This window comes from Calothrix sp. FACHB-168, from assembly GCF_963889195.1.
Classification (GTDB): Bacteria; Cyanobacteriota; Cyanobacteriia; order Cyanobacteriales; family Nostocaceae; genus Aulosira; species Aulosira anomala_A.
The window spans coordinates 90,375-108,960 of the sequence record NZ_CAWPNJ010000074.1; the positions used below are offsets into that span (position 1 = coordinate 90,375).

At 41.3% G+C, this 18,586-nt stretch carries 10 protein-coding genes and 1 pseudogene; 4 read left to right on the plus strand and 7 right to left on the minus strand.

The features are described from left to right. Window positions 1-436: 436 nt before the first annotated feature. Window positions 437-1,798: a sensor histidine kinase gene (locus AACW45_RS33700; protein ID WP_190630144.1), complete on the plus strand. Its 1,362-nt coding sequence runs from the start codon at window positions 437-439 to the stop codon at window positions 1,796-1,798. Between the two features lie 66 nt (window positions 1,799-1,864). On the opposite strand, the gene AACW45_RS33705 is transcribed toward AACW45_RS33700, so the two are convergent. The 3 genes from AACW45_RS33705 to AACW45_RS33715 form a co-directional block, all read right to left on the minus strand. After that, window positions 1,865-3,367: a DUF2808 domain-containing protein gene (locus tag AACW45_RS33705; protein WP_306414977.1), complete on the minus strand. Its 1,503-nt coding sequence runs from the start codon at window positions 3,365-3,367 to the stop codon at window positions 1,865-1,867. Window positions 3,368-3,560: 193 nt separating this feature from the next. Next, window positions 3,561-5,060: a glycosyl hydrolase family 57 gene (locus AACW45_RS33710; protein ID WP_190630146.1), complete on the minus strand. Its 1,500-nt coding sequence runs from the start codon at window positions 5,058-5,060 to the stop codon at window positions 3,561-3,563. Between the two features lie 188 nt (window positions 5,061-5,248). Beyond that, window positions 5,249-6,133, minus strand: a complete 885-nt coding sequence (locus tag AACW45_RS33715; RefSeq protein ID WP_190630148.1) for an SDR family NAD(P)-dependent oxidoreductase — start codon at window positions 6,131-6,133, stop codon at window positions 5,249-5,251. A 557-nt stretch (window positions 6,134-6,690) separates the two neighbouring features. Between AACW45_RS33715 and AACW45_RS33720 the strand changes: the two genes are divergently transcribed. Further along, a complete protein-coding gene (locus AACW45_RS33720; RefSeq protein WP_190630150.1) occupies window positions 6,691-7,266 on the plus strand; it encodes a hypothetical protein in 576 nt (191 codons plus the stop codon). A gap of 850 nt (window positions 7,267-8,116) precedes the next feature. On the opposite strand, the gene AACW45_RS33725 is transcribed toward AACW45_RS33720, so the two are convergent. Both AACW45_RS33725 and AACW45_RS33730 read right to left on the minus strand, forming a co-directional pair. After that, entirely contained in the window at window positions 8,117-9,790 is a 1,674-nt protein-coding gene (locus AACW45_RS33725) for an alpha/beta hydrolase (RefSeq protein WP_190630152.1), read from the minus strand. 152 nt (window positions 9,791-9,942) lie between these two features. Further along, window positions 9,943-11,295 (minus strand): annotated as a pseudogene (locus AACW45_RS33730) (RNA-guided endonuclease InsQ/TnpB family protein). Window positions 11,296-11,852: 557 nt separating this feature from the next. On the opposite strand from AACW45_RS33730, the gene AACW45_RS33735 reads away from it, so the two are divergent. Continuing rightward, window positions 11,853-12,011, plus strand: coding sequence for a hypothetical protein (locus AACW45_RS33735; protein ID WP_190630154.1), 159 nt, complete (start codon window positions 11,853-11,855; stop codon window positions 12,009-12,011). A gap of 94 nt (window positions 12,012-12,105) precedes the next feature. Continuing rightward, a complete protein-coding gene (locus tag AACW45_RS33740) occupies window positions 12,106-16,416 on the plus strand; it encodes a PAS domain S-box protein (RefSeq protein ID WP_190630156.1) in 4,311 nt (1,436 codons plus the stop codon). Window positions 16,417-16,856: 440 nt separating this feature from the next. Here AACW45_RS33740 and AACW45_RS33745 read toward each other — a convergent pair whose 3' ends face one another. Together AACW45_RS33745 and AACW45_RS33750 are read right to left on the minus strand one after the other, a co-directional pair. After that, a complete protein-coding gene (locus tag AACW45_RS33745; protein WP_190630158.1) occupies window positions 16,857-17,465 on the minus strand; it encodes a hypothetical protein in 609 nt (202 codons plus the stop codon). 42 nt (window positions 17,466-17,507) lie between these two features. Then, a complete protein-coding gene (locus AACW45_RS33750; RefSeq protein WP_190630160.1) occupies window positions 17,508-18,560 on the minus strand; it encodes a glucokinase in 1,053 nt (350 codons plus the stop codon). Window positions 18,561-18,586 lie beyond the last annotated feature (26 nt).

An 18,586-nucleotide genomic window follows, 5' to 3' on the forward strand; every position in this document is an offset into this window, starting at 1 on the left:
ATGCAGATCGGGACAATTTAAGCTCATTTTGACTAAAACTAGATATGGGATTTATATTAGCGCTTTCACCCAAAAAAACCATAGCTACTCAAATATAGTTATGTTTACTTGGGTAGATTTACTGACTAGTATGATTGTTAAGAATATCTAGCTTCATAAATGGTTCCAATTATCTAGGTAAGCACCTACTGTACTATAAAGAATCAGATTTGGTTCATATTTTTAAACATTTGAGAATAGGACTAGCCACTGATGCCGCAGAATGTTGGTTTTTGACAACTTTTACCACTAAATCTTGTGATTGAGTAAAGATTTAACACATTAGTTGATGTAGCGCTAATTGTCGATAGCTCAAGCTAGGTATTGAACTAAGATGAGCAGGGGCTAGAATGATAGTTTCCTCATTTGCCAGTTTTTATACAATTTCGAGTTTCCCGTGTCACAAGATTCCAGTTCCCAAATATCACCACCAGTTTTATCTCAGGGTAGCGATCGCGATCTCGGTTTAGATTCTACTCTCGAAGAACTGTCAATGTACGACTTTCAAGTGGAAATTAGCTGTACAGCTATGGAAGTGGCGCAAATTTTTGAGAAATACCCTTTACTCCCTGGTGCAATTTTACGAGAACAGGGAAAATACATCGGGATGATTTCACGGCGACGGTTGCTAGAATTTTGGATTCGTCCCTATGGAAAGGAGTTGTTTTTTCACGAACCATTGGGTATGCTCTACAGCTATGCCAAAACATCGATTTTGCAACTACCGCAGACAACGCCAATTTTAACAGCAATGCAACTGACTTTGAGGCGATCGCCTGAACTTGTCGCTGAACCTGTGGTGGTAGAAACTGCACCGGATAGTTATAAGTTATTAGATATTTCCGAATTGAATCTTGTATCTTGGCAAATTCGCGGTATCGAAACGCAAGTACGCTATGAACGCAGCCAAACTCAAATGATCCAAAATGATAAAATGGCAAGTTTGGGACGATTAGTTGATGGCGTCGCCCATGAAATTTTAGATCCTGTAAGTTTTATTTGGGGTAATTTAACTTATGTCTCTAACTACAGTCAAGATTTACTCAAACTCATAGCAGCTTACGATCAAGAATGTTCGCCAAATTCTAATTATATTAATTATCTCAAAGAAGAAATTGAATTTGATTTTTTAGCAGAAGATTTATCCAAATCCTTAGCTAGTATCCGCACGGGAGCAGAAAGATTAAAAAAACTCGTCACTAGTTTACAAAATTTCTGTCATATTGATGAAGTTTACCCTAAACCAGGAGATTTACACGCCTGTTTAGATAGTATTGTTTTATTAATTAATAGCCGCATTCAAGGTGAGATTGAGATAGTTAAAAACTATGGTCATCTACCTCCAGTTTATTGCTTTATGGGGCAACTTAGCCAAGTTTTGATGAATTTGTTTACTGAATCTATCGATAATTTATTAAACGAAATTGTCAGAAATCAGTTTCAACCAGAAAATACCAGTAATCAGAATAAGCCACGCATAGAAATTACTACAAAAATTATTTCTCAAGCCGCCACTAAGTCAGAAGCGCCTGATTCGCGGTGGGTTTCGATTTGTATTGCTGATAATGGCCCTGGTATGTCTTCGCAATTACAAAAGCAAATTATTGAATCATTTTCAATGGAAAAAAGAGCCGATAAAGCCACTAGTTTAGCTGTCAGCTACCGGATTATTACAGCTAAACATGGTGGTAAATTAAATTTGCGATCGCAACTTGGTAAAGGTACAGAATTTGAAATATTATTACCTTTACTTTCATAAATCTCTTAAATAAATCATTACCCTAAATTCATGACAAATGACCAATAACAAATGACCAATGACAAACTATATAGGATAAATATGTAATCTCCCATAACCGAGAAACTGTCCATGAGATTTTTCGCCTTGAGGAAATGCTGTCACTCCAAACATATAAACCCCGCTAACTTGAGGATTTTGTACAGGTTTTAAAGCTACAGTAATATTTTTACCAGGTGTTATTGGTGGATTAAAAATCAGGGTTACAGTTTGCGTTTTTCGATCGCTGCTAATATCTTTTAATGCAAACTTTTGTCCTTCTTGAGAATATGTCCCTTCATAAGCAAAACTCTTATCTAAGTTAAAGCGAATCGAATCTACACCTTGCTTTTGTTGGATCGTAATTTTTTCCAATGGCTCACCAGCATTATCCGGTAAGTTAATTGTAAAGTAGTAAACTGCGGCTGGTTCGTTAATGCGATTGTAGCTAGTGGTAGTTCTTACTAAACTAGGTGGTTTGGTAAAATAGCTAATTTTTTGAGAATTAATTGGTGATTGAGAATTAATTGGTGATGGAGTTGGTATCGTTTTAGTAACTGGTGGTGTCTCGGAAGGAACTGGTGAAGAAATAGGCGAAGGCGACGGTGAAGGTTGAGTAACTGTTGTTGCTATATTACTGTTATCGGCTTTGATATTAAAAGCAAAATTCCCAATTAGCGAAGAAGATTCCCAAGGTGTTTGCTTACCTCTAGTTTCTTTTACCACATCTGCGCGGACTTGCTTGAACATTTGCTCCACATCTAAATTAGGCGTTTTAATGTGTTGTAACAAAGCTGTAGTATAAGGACTATTACTACCTCTGCCATCTAAAGCAACTTTACCCGGTGATGTTGCATAAGCAATTAAAGTACCTTTAACACTTTGGGTTGGTGCGGCTAAACCTCCTTGAACAGAACGCCATTTTCTGCCAAAGGGATTATTACGACAAGCATCTAAAATAATAATATTTACATCATTAGCGGCATCTTCCATAATATTAAGAACTTTGCCCAAAGGTAAAGTTTCATATCGCACATCTTGTTCTCGTTCTAAACGCGCATCTATAGGAATTAAATAATTTTCGCCATCTACTTGTGTTCCATGTCCCGCAAAATAAAATAGTCCTGTTCCCCCCTGACGCAACTTGCGATTAAAATCTTCAATAGACTGTTCCATTTGTCGCAAATCTGCATCCTTTAACAGGGTGACATCAAATCCTAACTGCTTCAGTGAATTAGCGATCGCAGTTGCATCATTAATAGGATTGCTTAATTCCGTCGCTAATTTATAATTAGAATTACCGATAACCAATGCTGTACGATATTGGCGTTGAATATTAGAACCTTTTTGCGCAATCAAGTTTTCCTGCTTGTAACTCAGCAGTAAATTTTGATTAATATTTGTTAACTTACTTGTAATTTTAGGTATCTTAACTGCTGTTGCAGTACCTAACAAAGAAATATTAAGATACTTTTCTCCTATATAAACGCTAGCGAATGGTAAAAATATTAGCGTTATTCCTAAACCAGTCAGCCACCTTTGCCTGAACATAATGTTATTTCTTTCTGAAGATTAAAAGTAAATTTGGTGATTTTACCCTTAATCATACCAATATACCTTTAGCAAAAATCCTAAACTCCTCAAAAACTCTGCGTACCTTTGCGTTAACCTTAGCGTACCTTTGCGTTTAACAAAAGTATAAATCATCAGCGCAAGTCAACCCCACCCCTACAGTTAGGAAGATTTACAATTTATCTAACAAAATTTCACCACGACGATAAATTTCCTTAGCGTAATCAGTCCAAATACCCTGTCCCCAATAACGAAAACAACTAGTTTGTAACAGTAGGTTATGTAATAGTAACTGGCGATAATTATCTTGTTTAGTCAGAAATGGTGCGGTTGGAGAATCAACTAATAACTTATCGACCTTATCATGAAATAAACTACTTAATTCATACATAGGAGACAAAACATTTTCATAGCCCTTAATCCAACTAATATGATTAGTCCAAGAAGCTCCATCCATATGAAAATTAGGGTTAGTTTGCTTTAATTCTAAAATAGCATTTTCAACGGCTTCAGGTTGAATATTATCAGGTGCGACTCGCTCCCAAATATAATGTTGTCCGACTGGCTGACAAGCTGGATATTCTTCTGGTTTACAGCCAGCAGCTTCAATTAATTCTAAATATTCTGTGCCGCAAAATCCTACAACGCCTGTTTTACCTCCACCATGATTTACCATATCTCCCCATGCTTGTTTAAAAGCACTGGGAAATTCATTCATCATGACACCGCCATTTTCACCATCGCCGATTTGGCTGACAATTGGCGGGATTAATACATCTCCTAATTGTTGTTTATTCAGAGTTTTGGCTTCATAATAAGGTTGCATCTGACCGACTAATTTAGTATCTGAACCTTGGGTTTTAATTAAGGCGGTGATACTAATTGTTTCACCTTGGGAATTACGAGCAATTAAACGGTGTGGTAAATGTTTATAACTTAAAGGTTGTCCGTTAATTGTTTCTACAGAATGTTCTTGAACTAATAGCCATTTGTAGCCACATTCTTTCAGTGCTTTGACAAACGCAAATAAAGTATCGGGATGATTTGGTAGGTGCATTTCTGGGGGAGAAAAGCCTTTGACTCGCGCTAATGCTTCCCAACCAAAAATTGCAGCGAAGTGTTGTTGCCATGCCAATATTTGTAATTTAATATCTGCTATGGGGGTAGATGGAATTACAGCATGACTCCACATAGTACCCAACCATTCTACATAAGGTTGATAGGTGGGATCGCAAGTGATGCGTTTGAGATTATCGATAATATCATTGCGTCCCATTTGTCTGAGTCCCCAAAAAAGATTACCAGAGTAATCCAGCATGACGCGGGGATTGCAACCTTGATTGACAAGTTCGGGGATAAAATCGCCCATACGGCTGTAACAATAGGCAAAAGGTGCGGCGTTGTGGTTATCTCCTTCGCCTTGATGTTCAAACATATATTGCAGATTGCTGATTAGTCCGCCATCATAGCCAGCAGGGATGGTTGGCTGATGCATGTGTAAGGCGATCGCAAATCCGGACTGAATATTTTCTAAGCTTAGGTTAGTTTTTGGTAAAAATACGGGTGAATCGTGGTTGACTACGGAAAGAACCTCTGTTTCCCAACCGGAAATATTGGGGAGTCCATCGATGATTTCGGGGATAATTGGGAGATTATCGGGCAATTTCAGCATTTATGATGGCTCCGCAATGAGGTTGGTTTGATGATTTAACCGCCAAGACGCCAAGAGCGCCAAGAAGAGATCGTACAATCTTTTTCCTCTGCGTTCTCTGCGTTCTCTGCGGTTGAAAAATAATTTATTGAACCGCAGAGGCGCAGAGTACACAGAGAGAAGAGAGAGTTTTTCTGTCCCTACTTATGTTACTTGCGGGCGGAGACGAAAGATACCATGTTTCGGGATATGAGTAATTCTCTGGTGATCAGGCTGAGTTTTTGCGCGATCGCACTCAGGATATTTTGCGGCTGTTTGGCTTTGAAGGCTGGAGGACTAGCTATTTGTAAAATTGGTTCTAGTAACCAAGGTGTCAGGCGTTGACACCATACAGCGAGATGACTTTGCCATCCTACCAAAATTTCTGGCGAGTCTCTCTGTAAGCCTGCGACAAATGTTTGGGCGACTTCTTGGGGTGTCATGGGGATTACCCAGCGAAATAACTGAAAGCCGCGCACCATGTCTGTATCTGTGAGGGAAGGTAGCAATGCTTGCACTTGAATATTGTAAGGTGCTAGTTCCTGGCGCAAGGCTTGAGTAAATCCTAAAATGGCGAATTTGGTAGCGGAATAAGTCGCCATTGTGGGTGCAGCAATTTTCCCCATTAAGCTGGAGACGTTAACGATTGTCCCTTGTCTGTGGTTCGCCATGCGTCGCGCTACCAAACTTGTGAGATTGTACATCCCTAATAGATTCAGGGAAATTTCTTCTTGAATTTGTGGGAGTTTAGATTGGAGAAAGGGAGTTTGGTAGGCGACTCCGGCACAATTAACTAGTAGATGAATGGGGCCGTGATTGCGCCATAGTTGAGCTACAGCAATATTTACCTCAATAGCTTGGGTTAAATCGATGGGTACAATGGTGACTGCTGCACCTATAGCTTCGATTTCTTTGGCGACTGCGGCTAATTTTTGGCGATCGCGTGCCAATAGTATCACGCGCTTGATACCTTGTTGGGCTAATTCGAGAGCGATCGCCCGCCCAATTCCACGGGAAGCCCCGGTAATCAGGGCTACCTTACCTTGAATCTTCATGAGTATTTACCTCCAAAATCTTTAGTCTTACCGCGTTCTCGCATCCGGAGGGTAAGACGATTGAGTTATGTTTATTGACATCAAAACTTTGATAGGAGAAATTTCTGAGTTAATCTACAAATCCCTTATAGTCAGCCTCCCAACTGCAGAAATCTCTCTCTTGGTGTTTGACAATTACGACTTTGCACAATTGGCTGCATGGATATAGCTCATAGGTTTTTTAATCTCCTTAATCCAAGCATTAACCAGAACGCTGTCATACACACGTTAACAATTTCATCAAGTTATGGCAACATTTATTAATAAGTATTTCTTAATACTTGTTTACAAATATTATATATATAGGCAAAATTTTGGGGATAAGTTTTTATTAATACTGCCTAACTAATATAAAAATTTCTTGACAATCAATAGAAACTGCTGGCATTAATGCTAGAAAATCAGCGATTTAGTTAATTTTGTTACAATTTGCCCGATCGCTTAAATATTAACCGTACATCAACTTTTGGAAACATTCCATTAACGATTGTCGTCAGCAAATTCACTAAATTTCAGTGATGAATACTCCTAGCCATGCGATTCTCAATCTGGTAGTTTTCAGCCAAAACATCCGCAATCAAGCAAATCACGCGATTTTCATTGGTGCCATCTTGCCTGATGTGCCAATATTTTTGTTCTACTTCTTGATGAAGTTTGTCTATCGTCTACCGTCACATCAAATTTGGTCAGAGGTTTACTATCAGCCGTTTTGGCAAAATATTATTAGTACTTTTCACTCGATTCCTTTAGCATTTATTGGCGCAATAATTGCCCATTTTTTAAATTGGCAAGTTGTAGAAATAGGGTTTATTAGTATGGTGTTGCACTCACTTTTAGATTTACCAGTGCATCATGATGACGCCCATCGGCACTTTTTTCCTTTTAGCGATTATCGTTTTATTAGCCCCATTTCCTACTGGGATCGCCGACATTACGGGGGGATCGTCGCTTTCGTCGAAATTTCTTTAGTATTAATCGCCAGTATTTATCTATTTCCTAATATGCGATCGCACTTCAGTAAAGGTCTATTATTAGCTGTCAATATATTTTACTGGGGCGCATACATCAAGTTTTACCTGCTAGCTGGAAAATAGGCATAGGGCATAGGGCATGGGGCATGGGGCAAATGTAGGTTAGGTTGAACGTAGACACCGAAGGTGGCTTCCCGAAGGGTAGTGAAACCCAACAAATCTCCGAAAATGTTGGGTTTCGTTCCTCAACCCAACCTACATGGTTTAAGAGGATGTTTTAAAAGTCCTGTCGTTTGTAGCAAAACGTTTTAGATCCCCCTAAATCCCCATTAAAAAGGGGAGCCACTGCGTTGGGCGGGTTCCCCGACTTGTAGCAAGTGGCGTGGATTTTAAGAACTTTTCCCCCCTTTCTAAGGGGGGTAGGGGGGATCAATAAGTGTGAAGATACAGCCAACCACTTTTCAAACAAGCTCTAAGGTTTTTTACGCTAAGGGACTTCCAAGAAATAAATTATCCAATCTTGTGGGGTGGGCAGCGTTCGACTGAGCGCTCACGCCGAAGTCTTGCCCGCCTTGAACTATGGGCGGGCGAGACGCCCACCCCACAATAAATAGTTGTATATTTTTTTATTTTTTGGAGTTCCCTTAACTACTGTTTGTGTCAAACTAAATTTGATTTAAACCAAACTTACAAATGCTCCAGTCATTTAAACAAATGCTGATGTCAAATGAAGTTTGGTTTAACTAAACTTATGAATGCTCCAGTCATTTAAACAAATGCTGATGTCAAATGAAGTTTGGTTTAACTAAACTTATGAATGCTCCGGTCATTTCAACAAATGCTGATGTCAAATTAAGTTTGGTTTAAACCACGAATTAATTCGCTTGCTTGGAACCCGTTGAGATTCTTTAAATTTTGAATCTTCAATCCAAAATTTAAAATCTAAAATCTAAAATTCAGTCATGGATGGCGTTTAGGGCTTGGGTGCTGGTGTGGTTGGTTGGGGATCTAAGCCGTTGAGTGCTTGTTTTAACTGTTCTGGTGTTAAGGATTGTATAAGACTGAGATTTAGTGGACTTTGACTAATATATTGGGCGTAAGCTGGCTGTAAGTAGGTACGGGATTCGCTGCGGTTTAAAAGATGGGTTTGCAAGAAAGCTAGGCTTAAAGCTTTGATATAAGAATAAGCTGGCGCACGATTTGGCCCTAGTAACGCCTCTGGTACGGGTAAGACATTATTATTAGCTGTAGGTTCGGCGATCGCGCTAAAATGTGTAGCATTTTCAATAACAACTAAGTATTTATTGGGATTAGGCAACCAAGTAAAGGGATAAATCTGTTCTGCTATGGGTGGGGCAAAGATATCTTCGCTACCAGCTACTAGCATGGTGGGGACTTTAATTTGACTGACACCAGCTTCGCCTAAAACAGAACTATCAATTGGATTAATCGCCATTACAGCTTTAATGCGATCGTCTTGCAAGGGATAATTGGCGACAGGTAACTCAAAAGCGCGACATTGCAAAAATACTGATACATTCAAGGTGCGATTGGGATTGCAATCGTCGCGCAGTTTATCAAAGTTAATTTTCCCTCCGCCTAAAGCCATGACGGTATAACCGCCGAAGGAATGACCAATTGCGCCGATTTGTTGGAAATTGATTTTACCTCGGAGATTGGGATCGGTTTTATCTAATTGCTGGAGTTGATCGAGTACGAATTTAACATCTAAAGGTCGGTTAAGAAATTCTTGGGCTTCTGGTGGCCCTGCTAAACCGGCAAAGTATAACTGAAAGCGTTCGGCGTTACTACCAGGATGTTCTAAGACAGCAACGGCAAAACCATGAGATGCTAAATGTTCAGCTAGGTAAATAAAAGCATAACGGTCAGAAGCAACACCATGAGAAATTACAACTAAGGGAAAGGGCGGTTGAATATTTCCTGTAGCAGCTGCTGATGCTTGGGGTAAATAAATATCTACTGGTAAACTGCGATCGCGGGAATTATCGTTAAGTTTGAGGCTGGTGATTTGAAAGGGTAAATTCCCAGGCGATCGCAAATCTGGCTGTTGAGCGAAGTCAACTGTAGCATTATTAGTTTGGGCGATCGTTTGTTGTTTGATCAAGGCCACAATTTGATCCTTAGCTCTACCCAACTCTACCAAGCTATTAACTACCTGTAATCCCTCAGAAAAATTCAACCGCAAACTGTCGCTAGGATATTTACGCAACAAATTGACCACATTTAACCCTTCTGGTGAAGCAGCAGACAGAATCAAAGCTGCACGAATGGCGTAAAAACCATTTTGGCGAGAGTCGGTAAGTAGTAATTCTCCTAAACGTCGCACCACCGCCTCACCTAGAGGTGAGTAGGTAAACTGAGATACTAAAACTGGACTGATCTCAAATTTTTGTTGCAGTAGTTGTCTTAATTGTGCCAGTTGTTCGGGAGTAGCACGGCTGGCATAAAATGCTAATTCACTATTGATTTTGCCTTCTTTAGCAAATTTTTCCAAAGATTCAGCCGATAAAGAAAATTCTCCAAAAGGAGGGTAAAAAAAACTAATGCGTTCAGCGCCTAATCCTGGTGTTGCTGTCAAAATTGTCGATAATATACCTAAACTGAGGTATTTTAGGAATTTTTTCATCAGTAAAACCCGCTATCTAACCCGTCCACACAAATTTGGACGGTGAGGAAAACGGGGCGGGATGTTTACCGCTTTCCTATTGGCTTATTTAGATATATCAAAAGAGCTATTTATGCACATATATCTCATAGGATATTTGACACTCCACCGCCCTATAAGGGCGGGGATTCTACATTCAACGACTCGCCATTAGACGACAGGTTTACACCAATCGCCCAAGAGGAGCCACTGCGTTGGACGGGTTCCCCGGCTTAAAGCAAGTGGCGTGGCAAATCTCCTGTAGCGTAAGTTCCCGTGTGCCCCACGGTACTGAGTCCTAATCTCAAAATGTTGATTGCTGCATTGATGTCCCTGTCTTCGGTATATCCGCAATGAAGACAAACATGAGTCCTGGTGGACAGAGATTTTTTCACCTTCTTGCCACAATTAGAGCAGTTCTGGCTTGTATTGTGGGGTGGCACGGCAACAGTCACCTTCCCATATTTGTGACCAAAATACTCTAACCAACTGCGGAAAGTGTACCAACCAGCAGACGCTCGAAGACTCGCTAACGCTGCGCTATCAGAAATTGATTTAGCTAGATGTCGATTTTTTACCAGCCCTTTGACATTTAAATCTTCATAGGCTACCAAATCGTTAGATTGGATGACGGAGTATGCCAGTCTCTTGCAATACTCTTTTCGTTGCCTACTTACCCTTAAATGTTTCCGGGCATATCTATTTCTAGCTTTGTGGTAATTGTTTGATTGCCTTGCGCGCGCTTTTTTCTTCTGCTGACTGAACTTTTTAGACTTCTTACGATTGGCTCGGTTTAGCTGTTTCTCCGATTTACGGTAGAACTGGGGTGATGGTTCTACATTACCTTTATTGTCGGCAATGAAATACTTTAACCCCAAGTCAATACCAACTACCTGATTGGTTGGTTGAGATGGGGGAAATGCGGGCACAGCCTGACACATTTTCCCCATCTCAAGTTGACTTTCTATCCTGACATCGATATCAATTGAGAATTGGGCATAATACCCATCTGCACGACGCACTAACCGCACACGCTTAATTTGCTTGATGTCATAGTAATTAAGGTCATAGGTTCCTTTTAGCTTGAGGGTTCCAATACCTTTCTTGTCTGAAAAGGTTATGGCTTTCCTGGTATCAGAAAGTTTCCATCCAGTTGACTTGTACTCAACCGAACGGCAGTTTTTCTTAAACTTCGGGAAACCTTTTTTGCCTTTAACTTTACGCTTGCAGTTATCGTAAAACCGAGCTATTGCACTCCAAGAACGTTCAGCCGCAGATTGTCTAGCCATCGAGTTTAATTCATCAGCAATCATGAACTCAGCAGCTAATACAGCACAGTATTTATTGAGGTCATATCTTCCTACTTTTTCGTTATCCATCCAATAGCGCAAGCATTTGTTTTGGATGAATTGTGATGTGCGGATAGCCTCATCTATTGCTTGATATTGCTTGTCTTTACCTTTGACTTTAAACTCGTAAACAATCATGGGTATCGACCAATTAACCACATCTTTATGTTAACATAAAATACATAAATACGTCCCATAAGGACGGGGTTTTAAACCCATTTTTTCGATAAAACTCGGAAATGATTTCCGCTACAAAATATACTCAATTTCTTAACGAAGTTAGGTATGCCAGCTTGGTAATTTTGGTTATTTAAATATTGTGATTGTTCAGCGTGCAGCTAGGATTAATTCTGCCTATATAAACCCGATTTTCGTCGCCTACAGATTTTTTTCAGCAGACAACAGAGGCTCATACTATTTCTGGAAATACCTTTGCTGTGTATTGCCCACCCTAAATCTACTTTTAATAGTTACTTCTGGCTGCTGCAAATATTACTTTATATGTTGCAAACAATATTTAAATTGGTATAAATTTGGCAACTTTTTCGGCGTCGATCAAATCATTCTTTGTTAAACAGGTAGGAATGTTGCACAAAAAATTTAAAATTCCTTATATCCTGAGAGAGATTTGATCGCCCATAGCATCTGCTATAGAATCCAAAGCAATAGGTAATGAAAACGAAATGTATTCTCAAATGAACTGCAAAACTCAAAAAGTAGCTCTAGAATGCAAGCGATCGCCAACTAGCAAGCTGATTCGGGAAATGTGGCATTTGATCAAGCACGATGGCGGGATCAAGAACAGATATCATCTGCAATCAAATGCTAATCATCAAGCTATTTGGCAGAATTAGGGGAACTATAAAAGATAACTAAATTACTCTGCCACAAAACCTGGAAAGCAATGGCGACAATTTTTGATCAACTATGGGATTTAGGTGAATAAGTATGTCAACTCATCGGACTGTGATGGTAATTGTTGATGCAGAGGAAAGCGATCGCGATTATGAGCATCAACTACAGCAAGATGGGAGTTTTGCATACAGAATTATTCAAGAGAAATATAGCAATCAAATTGATCTACTGTTGCGATCGCCATCTGTTGACGCCATTGTTTTAGCCCTTTCCTCACCCGATTCTCAAAGTTGTGATGCGATTCAACAATTGCAAGCCCAAATGGGCAATTGCTGTCCGCCGATTGTGGTGATTGATCGTGACGATGCAGATATCGCAGTACGGGCTTTAAAACATGGGGCGGTGGATTATTTAGTCAAAGAAAGAATGACGCCGGAAGATTTACGCCAAGCAGTGAGAAATGCGATCGCCATAGACTTAACCCAGCAAAAACAGGCTGAGGCGGTAATTCAACAATTAAATCGGGATTTGGCAAATCGAGTGGTGGAACTGCAAACCCTGTTCGAGATGATACCAGTGGGAATTGCGATCGCCACCGATGTTGACTGTCTGCAAATGCACAGTAATGCTTATCTGCGCCAATTACTTGGGGTTGAACCTGGTAGGAACGTCTCGAAAAGTGCGCCGCCACAAGAGCAACCGCCCTACCGCACTTTCCGCGATGGAAAGGAAGTACCAGCTACAGAGTTACCAATGCAAATAGCCGCCAGATTGGGTGTAGATGTGCGTGATGCTGAATTTGAGATTCTCTTAGCTGATGGTACAGTCTGCCAGATGTTAGCTTATGCAACTCCCTTGCGCGATGAACAGCAGCAAATTCGCGGTTGTATTGGCGCTTTTGTCGATATTACCGAACGTCACCAAACCGCAGCCGCACTCAAAGCCAGCCAACAACGCTATCAAGAGTTAGCAGAAGCTATGCCGCAAATGGTGTGGACAGCCGATGCTAGCGGAGCAGTGAATTACTGGAATCAACGCTGGTATGATTACACAGGCTTGAGTCCAGCCGAGTCAATGGGAGTGGAGGGCGTAAATACAGTTCACCCTGAAGAACGCGATCGCACTTTAGAAAAGTGGCGTCAGTCAGTAGCCAACGGCCAGCCCTTTGATATTGAATATCGCATTCGCCGTGTTGATGGGGTGTATCATTGGTTCATCTGTCGCGGCATTCCCACAAAAGACAGCCAAGGTCAAATTACAGGTTGGACTGGTACAATTACTGATATTGACCATCAAAAGCAGTTAGAAAAACAACTGCTGAATGAGATTGCAAATCACGAGCGCAGCGAAGCTATCCTTCAAGCATTTATTGCCGCTTCTCCGACAGTTTTAGTTTTATTTGATCGGGAGTTACGCTTCCTTTATGGTAACGAAGCCCTAGCGAAAATCAATGGCTTACCCTTAAGCGAGCATATAGGAAAAACTTTATGGGATATTGTGCCGCAAATGGCACCTGATTTTGCTCCCTTACTGTTCAATGTAATGGAAACTCAACAGCCAGTCCTGAATCTGGAGTTCAGGGGTGAGGTCAGACCAGGTATATTTAGGCATACCATCGCCAATCACTATCCTGTGTGTTTACCCAGTGGAGAAGCGATCGGGGTAGGGGTAGCGGTGATGGATATCACCAATCTCACCTTGGCTCAACAAGAACTTGCAGAAAGCGAAGCCCGCTTCCGCACTTTAGCAGATAACATTTCTCAGTTTGCTTGGATGGCAGACGAGACGGGAGCGATTTTTTGGTACAACCAACGCTGGTATGACTATACAGGTACAACTCCCCAAGAAATGCTTGGTTGGGGTTGGCAAAAAGTCCATCACCCGCAACATATTGAACGGGTAGTTAAAAAATTCCGTCATTCAATGGAAACAGGGGAAATCTGGGATGATACCTTTCCTTTACGCAGCCAAAATGGCGATTATCGCTGGTTTCTCTCCCGTGCCATTCCCGTCCTTGATGAACAGGGTAAAGTTTTGCGCTGGTTTGGTACCAATACTGACATTACCGATTTACGAGAAACCGAAATTGCTCTGAAACAAACTACAGAAAGACTCAATCTGGCTTTAAAAAGTGTGCCTATTACCTTGTTTAACCAGGATCTCAACCTCCGCTATACCTGGATTTACAACCCCTCATTTGATTTTGCTGTGGCGGAAGTGATTGGTAAACAAGATGGGGATTTACTCTCGCCAGAGACTGCTGCTTACATTACCCAGCTAAAGCAGCAGGTGCTAGATACAGGTGTGGGTTTACGGCAAGAAGTCAAGCTGACAAAGGATCTGCAAACTGCTTACCACGATTTAACCATCGACCCCATCCGCGATGCTCAAAATAATATTGTGGGTATTACCTGTGCGGCTGTGGATATTACCGATCGCAAATATGCAGAACTCGCCCTGCAAGAAGTTCATATTCAACTAGAAGCTGCTTTAGCGGCGGGTTTAATTTACACTTGGCGTTGGCATATCCCCGATAATCGCGTCATCACCGATCGCAGTTCTGCCCAACTATTTGGCGTCGATCCAGAAAGTGCGGCGGCTGGCTTACCAATTGAGCAATTTCTTCACGCCATTCATCCAGAAGATCTACCGCTAGTCAGCGCCGCCATCAAACGCGCGATCGCCTATCGAGAAGATTATGTAGTTGAATACCGACTCATCAACACCGAGCAACAAGAACGCTGGGTAATTGCTAGGGGAAGGGTAGAATACGACGCCAATGGTAAAGCGATCGCCTTTCCTGGTGTCTTGGCTGATATTACCGATCGCAAACAATCAGAAACCGCCCTGCGTCAAAGCGAAGATCGTCTGCGGATGGCGATTGAATCTGCCCAATTAGGTACTTGGGATTTGAACATTAGGACTAATCAACTAATTTGGGATGTCGGCTGTAAAGCTATGTTTGGTTTACCACCAGAAGCGGAAACCAGCTTAGAAGTATTTTATACCGGGCTGCATCCCGACGATCGCGATCGCTTAGAACAAATAGTCCAAGCTGCCCTGAATCCAACCACTGCTGGTAAATACGATGTGGAATACCGGACAATCGGGATTAATGATGGCATTGAACGTTGGATTAGAGCCAAAGGGCAAACCTATTTTGATGCTGCTGGTCATCCTCTCCGCTTCATTGGTACGGTATTAGATATTACCGAGCAAAAATGCGCCGAAGCCCAACGAGAACAACTATTACAACAAGAACAAGCCGCCAGAGAAGCCGCAGAACGTGCCAACCGCATCAAAGATGAATTTCTCGCCGTACTTTCCCATGAATTGCGATCGCCCCTCAACCCGATTCTCGGCTGGACAAAGTTATTGCAATCGCGGAAGTTAGATGAAAGCAAAACTGTTGAAGCCCTAGCAACGATTGAACGCAACGTTAAATTACAAACGCAGCTAATTGACGATTTGCTCGATGTTGCCAAAATCCTCCGTGGTAAACTCAGCTTAAATCTGACATCGGTGAATTTATCTTTTATCATTACGGCTGCCATCGATACAGTCAAGACAGCAGCCATAGCTAAATCCATCACTATTCATCCGGTATTACCGAATATTGGGCAAGTACCAGGAGATGCTGCCCGCTTACAACAAATTATTTGGAATTTACTGTCTAATGCGGTAAAATTCACCCCTAATGGTGGGCGTGTAGATATTAAACTGCAAAAAGTAGGCGATCGCGCGGAAATTATTGTTAAGGATACAGGTAAAGGCATCAGCCCGGATTTTCTACCCCATCTGTTTGAATCTTTCCGTCAGGAAGATGCTTCCATTACTCGCAAATATGGCGGATTAGGACTAGGATTAGCCATAGTCCGGCAGTTAGTAGAAGCACATGGTGGCGCGATCGCGGCTGATAGTCCAGGTATCGGCTTAGGCGCGACTTTTACCGTCCAGTTGCCCCTACTCAATTTAGTCTCAGAAATTCAGCCAACAGAGGATTTTTTCGCCCAAAAACTCGATTTAACTGGAATTCGCATCTTGGCAGTCGATGATGACACCGATGCCCGTGAGTTTTTAACAGTATTACTTACCCAACATGGTGCAGAAGTTGTCACAGTTACCACTGCGGCGGAAGTGCTAGCAACCCTAGAGTTTTTCCCAGCAGATATCTTAATTAGTGATATTGGGATGCCGGAAGTTGATGGTTATACCTTAATTCAACAAATCCGCGCCTTACCACCCAAAAAAGGCGGACAAATTCCCGCGATCGCACTTACTGCCTATGCCAGAGTTGATGATTACCAACGCGCCTTAAACAGTGGTTATCACAGACACCTCACCAAGCCATTAGATCCAGAAAAATTAGTTCAAGCGGTTATCGCACTAACAAAAAATAAGTAATACCAATTCAAAATTCAAAATTCAAAATTCAAAATTAAGAATCCAGACAGAACAAAGCGTTGAGGTTGTGTATCTATCGCATTCTTTTTTCAAATTGGTATAAGTTGGTGTAATTATACCTTTAAAACTTACGCACAAACTACGGAAGAATCGAACCGCAAAGACACGAAGGACACGAAGAAATAAGAGTTTCAAAGGTATTTTGCGTAAGTCCTGACCTTTTCTCTAAAATCTGGCTACACATTAATCTCCGCGTCTCGTTGTCTCCGCGTCCCCCGTCATTATCTGTTGCTTCCTTTTGGAGAATTGGTATTAGAGATTAGTGGCGGAGCCTGTCATTAGTCATTAGTCATTTGTATTCTTTATCTTCCCATGCCCCATGCCCCATGCCCCATGCCCAGCCTCAGCTTTGAATAGAAATCCAAAGCTGAGAACTAAATTCAAGCTTTTAAAACCAAATTGAAGGAATTTAAATAGCCATTGATAGTTTTAGCTAACGATGGGCGTTGTTTTTTGGTAGTTACAGCCATTACTTGATACAACCGCCCTTGAGCAAAATACATTCTATTTTTGGTGAATTTCCCCCCAGCGTCTACATACTCAATTTCTTTGCCAGGATGACCATTAGTACTCTGAATATCTCGCTGACTAATTAAATTACTTTTTGTAGTCTTTAAGGCGATATCTCTAGCGTTATTCAGTACCGTTTGGGGGTTCGCCATTTGACCATAACTGTAAGGAAAATCATTGTAAGCCACTACATAAGCTACTTCCTGTTTTTGTGGTTGGGCAATAAATAATTCCACATTAATTTCCCCCATAAAGGTTTTTTGGGTTTGGGTATTCCTTTTAGGGTTTCCTGGCATTAAAACACTAAAACGTCCATCGGGGCCAGTAAATAACTTCCATTTCGTCTGGACTGGTTGATTAACTTTGGTGTTAGCGGAAGTTGAAGTAACTTTTGGTTTAGGTTGAACTGCTTCTACCAATAAAGATCCGCCACATACAAGTGTGGCAGCAAGTAAGGGCAATAAAAGTTTAATTGTCATAGATTTTGCTTTTGATGATGCTAATATCACCGATGCTAGCTGTTATAACCTAGCAGCATACAAAGCAGCACCAATTAGCCCTACTTGTTGGTTGAGAATAATATACACCGGTATTTCTTCGAGGAGGGAACGCATTCTACCTTTTTGGGTGAAGTTTAACAGAAAACTACCCTCTTGGATTAACGGCAAGATTTTGGGAGCAATACCACCAGCAACATATAATCCGCCATAAGGTAGCAGTTTAATCGCTAAATTTCCCGCTTCTGCACCATAAAGTTCGACAAATAGCTGCATGGTTTGTTCACAAAGGCGATCGCGTCCTTGAAGTGCAGCTGTGCCAATAATTGCATTGGGATCGACGCTTTTCTCTAATTTTCCTGCTTCTTGTTCCCACACTCTGACAATATTGGCGATATCTGGTGATTCCGTCGCAATTTTTTGATCGCGTAAAAACTGGTAAATAGAGATAATACCTTGACCTGAGACAACTCTTTCTACAGAAACTCGCTGGATATCATGTTTATCTAGCAGGTATTTCATCAACCGAAACTCTAACTCGGTACGCGGCGCAAAATCTGCATGTCCACCCTCAGAAGGAAAGACTTGATAATGTTGTCCTTGCTTAATTAAAAATCCTTGTCCTAAGCCAGTTCCCGCACCAATAATTGCAATCGGTGCTTCCGATTTGGGTTTCCCTGCTTGTAAAGTCAGCAGATGTTTGCTGTTTAAACCAAAAATGCCGTGACCAATCGCTGTAAAGTCATTGATTAAGGAAACAGAACCAATCCCTAATTCTTGCTGTAGACGTTCGCTATCTAAATACCAAGCCAAATTCGTCAACTTAGCAGTATTTTTTACTACTGGCCCCGCGATCGCAAAGCAAGCTTTTTCTGGTGTTGCGGCTTTGGCTTTAGCTAAAAACTGCTGGACTATTGGTACTAAATCAGGAAAGTCTTGACTGTGAAAACTTTCCTCGTAAATGTTGCGTAACAGATGCGAGTCTGAGGTTTCATTGATTCCCGGTGAGTCTGTGGTTTCCGTTAACCGCAGAATAGTTTTTGTACCGCCGATATCTCCCGCTAGTAGTAATGTCATAAAACTTATCAGTAATAGAGTGAATT